The organism is uncultured Jannaschia sp. (assembly GCF_947494055.1).
Classification (GTDB): Bacteria; Pseudomonadota; Alphaproteobacteria; order Rhodobacterales; family Rhodobacteraceae; genus Jannaschia.
Genome location: NZ_CANLTR010000090.1, coordinates 1 through 4963, shown reverse-complemented (window position 1 = coordinate 4963; position 4963 = coordinate 1). Strand labels below are relative to the sequence as shown.

The window sequence follows — 4963 nt, the reverse complement described above, 5'->3', positions numbered from 1 at the left end:
CGAAGGCCGCATCGTCGTGCACTGGAGTTGCGCCGCGGCGCAGGCCTTCCGCCTGACATGGCGCGAGGAAGGCGGGTCCGCCCCCGAGCCGAACGTTGGCACCGGGTTCGGATCCACGATTCTCGACCGCATCGTCGGCGAATACTTTGGCGGCCGATCCAAGTTGCGGCTGGAACCGACTGGCGCGGTATTCACGATCGAGGGGCAACACGGTGCCGGATCGGGTGCGCTGAAAACCTGATGGTCGCCCAGTTACCCGTCAAGAAGCTGCGCATTCAGGAGGATCGCTGCGGGCGCCACGATCGACAAGCTTGGAAAACGAACCTGCGTGGGTCCCGCTCGCGATCGTCTAGAGTCCGTCGCCCCGGCGCTTGGCGCGTTTCGAGCCGCCGGCGGCACGGTCCGCCATGACGGCGCCGCGCGCGCCCATCGGCCTCTCCGGGCCGGTCGTGGTGTCGGCCGTCGTCTCGTGTTCGAGTTCGGAGTTCAGCTCCGCGCCGGTCACCACGACGATCGTACTGATCCAGATCCACGTCATGAAGCCGATCGCCGCGCCAAGCGAGCCGTAGGTCGCGTCGTAGGAGCCGAAGTTCGACGCGTACCAGGAGAACAGCCCGGAGAAGACCAGCCAGAGCACCGCCGCGATCCCGCTGCCCCAGCTGACCCATCGCCACTCGGGCGGTTCGCGGGACGGGCCGTAGCGATAAAGAAGCGCGATCAGACCGGCGACGACAATCAGGAGGACAGGCCAGCGAAGCCAGTTCACGAGCGCCTCGAGCTGTGCACCGAAGGCCATGTTCTGCAGGATCGCCGGCACCGCGAGCACCGCGCCGAGGGCCAGGATCACGAAGACGAGCCCGCCCAGCGTGAAGGCGAGCGAGGTCAGCGTCAGGCGTATGAAGCCGCGTGTCTCCTCTTCCTCGTAGGCGATGTTGAGCGCCTCGAAGATCGACTTGACCCCGGCATTGGCCGACCAGAGCGACGTGCCGAGCCCCGCGACGAAGGCCAGCCCGAGCCCGGCCGAGCCCTGCGAGGCCAGCGACTCGAGCTGGCCGCTGATGATCTCCATCGCGCCGCCGGGCAAGACGCCTTCCAGCGCGGTGATGTGCCCTTGGATCGTCGCCGGATCGGCGAAGAGCCCGTAGATCGAGACCAGCGCGGCGAGGGCCGGAAACAGGGCCAGAAGCGCGTAGAAGGTCACGCCCGCGGCCACCAGCATGACATGGTCGTTGGTGATTTCCGCGTAGGTCCGCTTGAGGACGTCCAACCAGCTACGTGTCGGTAGCTCCGACGGGGCTTCCGAGACGGGCGGTGACCTCGGATCGCCTGGACCCGGATCCTCGTCGTCACGATCGTACCGTCGCTGGCGAACGGCCGCGAGGCCGCCCGCGACCGTAAGCATGGCGAGGGCCCGCAGGCTGCTTGGTCTGGATGGTCTGCGCATGATCCCTCGACTAGTGTAGCGTCACGAATTCGCAGCTTGTCATCAGGAGCGGGGTTGATGGCAACGCCGCGGCGGCTCCCAAGAAGAACCGGTACGGTGAACGGATCCCGCCCGGACTCCTCATGGTCTGCTTTCGCATGCGCCTACTTGTCTTTATCCCGGTCGCTATGCGCGGTCCCAATCGGGTCGCTGAGCGATACTTTGCCTTTTTCCGCGGCTGCGCCAACGTTCTTAGCTGGCTTCGATCCGACCGGCTCCGTGATGGCGTCGTCCTTCAGAAGTGGATCGTCGGCGGTTGCGGAGTCGGTATCCGTCGCGAAGGAGGATGACGGCAGCGGATCGCCCGGCGCGCCTGAACGCGTAGCACTCGTGCTGGTGGCGCCGCCCGTCGTTCGCGGCCGTTCTCCCATCGTGGAGGCATCGGTTGCGCCAAGGCCCGAAGACGACGGGGTGGTGTTCGAGGCCGGCCTGTCATCGTCACGGTCGTAGAGGCGGTTCTCCGGAACGTGCCGTTCGAATGCCCCCTGGCTCGCTCTCCGCGTACGGTTCGATCCCATCGCCAGCCATGCGACCCCGATCCCGATCAGGACAAGCGGGATCGGATTGGCTTGAGCGTTTCGGACCAATGTATCGAGATGTCGACGACCATTCCCCTGGAAATACGCAATTCCCTGTTCCACGAGTGCATCTGGACTCAGGCGAGCTTCGAGGCTGTTTATGGACCCGGCCAGGTTCGCGCGCGCCGCCTCGACGTCACGTTCGGCTTCGCTTGCGGTCTTCTGGTCGTCATTACTGTCAGCCATTGTCCGGCTCCTTGATTGATTACGGGGATTTGAAGAGGTCAGCGCGGCTCAGACCTGGTCCCGGGCCAAATCTCCGTCTTTCTTGACCTGTCGGATCGTGCGATCCGGAACCAGGTTCCCCGGCTCGAGCTTGCTCAGACCATTGCGCAGGAGAAGGGCACCGATGACGGCAAACACGACGCCGACGAGCAGGGCTGCCAGCCCCTCGTAAGTCGGAAGCGTTCGTGCCGCGTCGAGGGCGGCGTCGACATTCTGATTGACCGCAGTAACCACCCGGGTCTGGCCTTCGTCGAGCCCGTCGAGGGCGACGATCTCTCGCGTGGTGGAGTCGTCGCCAAAGATGCCGACGAGCAGGCGCGCAACGCCACTGACAAGGGCAGAAAGCAGAATGCCCAGCGAGACCATCAAAAGCACGGTGCCCGCAATGAGTTCGCCGATCGCGGCCTTGAGCTGCCCCGCCTTCTCGGACATTTCGACTTTGACGAGTTCGATCTCCTGCTGAACCAGGTTCGAGCCATGCCGCATGACATCGCTGGCCAGCCCGCCAGCCGAGCGAGACGGACGTGCGGGATCCGCAGGGCGATTGGGGTCGGTCGGGTGTGCCATTGATCACTCCAGAAACGAGAATTCGGACAATCCGGCATGACGGAATTATCCCGTCATTCCCGGCTTCATGTTCGATATTAACCGATCGCCAGACGGTTCGTTCCGGATCAGCCCGAATGGCTAACTTAAATCAACTGGCTCGATTAATCCGGAACCTTAGTTCCAGATGCTGCCTTGTTGAATGTATCACGCAAATCAACCTGGTAGGTCCTCCAATGAAATCTGTACTGTCGACCTTACTTATAAGTACCGCTCTAGCCGTTCCATTCTCTGCTCAGGCACAGCAAACTTCTGTGGAAGAAGCCTGTGCCAACCTGCAGGCCGCAATCGCCAGCGAATTGCCCGAGGGGGCAGACGAGGCCCAGATCACGCAGATCGTCGAGACCGGCGACGGTGAGGCCTGTCGCGTCGAATACGAGCGCCTGTTCGTAGCGCAAAGCCAGTCGGGCGAGACGCAGTCCGAGTCCAGCGCGACCGTCGCCGAGACCGAAGAGACGACGCTCCGGCTCGAGGACGAGGTCACCATCCAGGGCCGCGTGCTGCTCGACCAGACGCCGCCGCGCGTCGAGGTGGAGGAAAGCCCGGCCGACGTGGAGATCGAGCCCGGCGCGCCGACCGTCACCGTCTCCGAAGGCCAGGGCGAGATCGTCGTCCGTCAGGCCCCGGCAAACGTGACGATCGACATGCCGACGCCGACCATCCGGATCGAGCAGGCGGCCCCCGAGATCATCATCACCATGCCCGACCCCGACGTCTCGGTCGGTGCGGCGCAACCGACGGTTCGTGTCGAGCAGGCCGAGCCGCGCATTTCCATCTCGCAGGCGTCGCCGCAGGTCGATCTGGAGCTGGAGCGTGTCGAGGACGGTGCCGAGAGCAGCGGCTTCGAGGTGACCGACAACCGCTCGGGTCAGGCCTACCAGCCCGGCACCGCACCCGAAGCCGTGACCACGGAAGATGCCGAGGTAACTGTGACGCGCGGCGAGCCCGTGGTTACGATGGCCGAGGCGACCGAAGAGGCGGACGTCACCATCGAGCGGTCCGAGCCGACGGTCCGGTTCGAGCAGGCCGATCCGCAGGTCGACGTCACCACGTCCGGTGAGCCGCAGGTCGAGTTCGTCCAGTCCGGCGAGCCGACGGTGACCTTCCAAGAGGCCGGCGCGGGATCCGAAGCGTCCGCGACCGACCAGGCAAGCACCGAGCCCACCGAGGGTGATGCCGCGCGGCCGCTGATGGCCGAGGAGCCGACCGAAACCGAGCCGGCGCCCGAGACGGTGGCACAATCGGAATCGACCGAGCCGGAAGCGCCCGCATCCGATGTCACCGCCGATCCGGCACTTGCGGAGACCGACACCGCCGAGACCGAGATGCCGGTTGCGGAAGGCGACACGGTCGAGACCACGGCGCCGGTCGAGCTCGGCGGTCCGACCGTGGAGCGCGAAGGCTACAACCTCGCGCAGGCCGGCGAGTTCGAGGTCGAGTCCCTGACCGGGTCCAACCTCTACGGCGTCAACGACGAGGATATCGGCGAGATCGGCGATTTGATCCTAAGCAGCGACGGCCAGATCGAGGGCGTCCTCGTCGAAATGGGCGGCTTCCTCGGTCTCGGTCAACGAGAAGTGCAGGTGCCCTACGATCGCCTGTCGATCCTGACCTCGGAGACCGGCGACATCCGCGCCTATATCGACGCGACGCAGGAAGAGCTCGAGGCGATGCCCGAAGCGCAATAAGGAACCGCGCTGCGGTGGTAGAATGGCCGTCCCGAAAGGGGCGGTCTTTTTCGTCGTTTTATATCGCTTCGTGTGGGTCCGCCTATGCCGTTCAGACATGGCCTGCCAAGCATGAGAGCAGGCCGCAAACGGCGGGTCGGCCGGCTGCGCTCGCAACGCGCGGCCCGCATGGAAGGCTTCGAGTCTCCTGTCCATGTACGACGCCACCGTCAGGCCATCTTCCAATCCATCCGCGTATCCCTTTGCCAGCCGACCTCGTGTAGAAGGGGTATGTCGGTCTCCGTCTCGGCATGACCGAGACAGAGGTGGTAGTGTCCCGGGGCGTGGTGTAGGAACTGGCGTCCACCTGCTTCTTCATAGCTGGTGTCGCTCGTTCATTGAGC

General features: G+C 64.7%; 4 protein-coding genes and 1 pseudogene. 2 read left to right on the top strand and 3 right to left on the bottom strand.

Translation table 11 applies throughout. From position 1 onward, the window contains the following. Nucleotides 1-241, top strand: a pseudogene (locus Q1A87_RS22835) (hypothetical protein); the annotation flags it as partial. A 108-nt stretch (nt 242-349) separates the two neighbouring features. Here Q1A87_RS22835 and Q1A87_RS22830 read toward each other — a convergent pair. The 3 genes from Q1A87_RS22830 to Q1A87_RS22820 all read right to left on the bottom strand — a co-directional run bounded on the left by Q1A87_RS22830 (nt 350) and on the right by Q1A87_RS22820 (nt 2853). Further along, nucleotides 350-1267, bottom strand: a complete 918-nt coding sequence (locus Q1A87_RS22830) for a YihY/virulence factor BrkB family protein (protein WP_299656968.1) — start codon at nt 1265-1267, stop codon at nt 350-352. 320 nt (nt 1268-1587) lie between these two features. Then, nucleotides 1588-2247 (bottom strand): DUF3618 domain-containing protein, encoded by a 660-nt coding sequence (locus Q1A87_RS22825; protein ID WP_299656966.1) that lies wholly within the window; start codon nt 2245-2247, stop codon nt 1588-1590. Nucleotides 2248-2295: 48 nt separating this feature from the next. After that, nucleotides 2296-2853 (bottom strand): phage holin family protein, encoded by a 558-nt coding sequence (locus Q1A87_RS22820; protein WP_299656963.1) that lies wholly within the window; start codon nt 2851-2853, stop codon nt 2296-2298. A gap of 293 nt (nt 2854-3146) precedes the next feature. Between Q1A87_RS22820 and Q1A87_RS22815 the strand changes: the two genes are divergently transcribed. Further along, entirely contained in the window at nt 3147-4580 is a 1434-nt protein-coding gene (locus Q1A87_RS22815; protein ID WP_299656960.1) for a PRC-barrel domain-containing protein, read from the top strand. Nucleotides 4581-4963 lie beyond the last annotated feature (383 nt).

Bases quoted from the DNA above. Each gene is read 5' to 3' on its own strand.
- Q1A87_RS22825 (WP_299656966.1), bottom strand. From the start codon at position 2,247: ATGGCTGACAGTAATGACGACCAGAAGACCGCAAGCGAAGCCGAACGT.
- Q1A87_RS22820 (WP_299656963.1), bottom strand. From the start codon at position 2,853: ATGGCACACCCGACCGACCCCAATCGCCCTGCGGATCCCGCACGTCCG.